The sequence below is a fragment of the Halomonas sp. BM-2019 genome (genome assembly GCF_017584085.1).
In genome coordinates this window covers 77,172-77,594 of sequence record NZ_CP071922.1, presented here as the reverse complement: position 1 = coordinate 77,594, position 423 = coordinate 77,172, and the positions used below count along the sequence as shown (strand labels likewise).

Here is a 423-nt window from a genome sequence, read left to right as displayed (position 1 = left end):
AGGCGGGCCAGCTCGGCGGCGACCCGGTCGATCTCGTCGCGCAGGAAGAGGCGGATGTCGGTGGCCACCTGGTCGTTGCGCGAGCGGCCGGTGTGCAGCTTCTTGCCGGTGATACCGATCTTGTCGGTGAGCCGCGCCTCGATGTTCATGTGCACGTCTTCCAGCGCCACCGACCACTGGAACTCGCCGCGCTCGATCTCGCCGGCGATCTCGGTCAGCCCTTCGAGGATGGCGTCGCGCTCGGCGTCGGTGAGCACGCCGACCCGGGCCAGCATGGTGGCGTGGGCGATGGAGCCCTGGATGTCGTGGAAGGCGAGGCGGCGGTCGAAGTCCACCGAGGCGGTGAAGCGGGCGACGAAGGCATCGGTGGGCTCGTTGAAGCGGCCGCCCCAGGACTGGTTGGTGCCGGCGGTGGTGGAATCT

Annotated in this window: 1 protein-coding gene; it reads right to left on the bottom strand. The window is 69.3% G+C overall.

The genetic code is table 11. The features are described 5' to 3' along the window. Positions 1-423, bottom strand: a 423-nt coding sequence (locus J5F18_RS00390; RefSeq protein ID WP_346302142.1) for a lyase family protein, incomplete at both ends; no start/stop codon positions are given.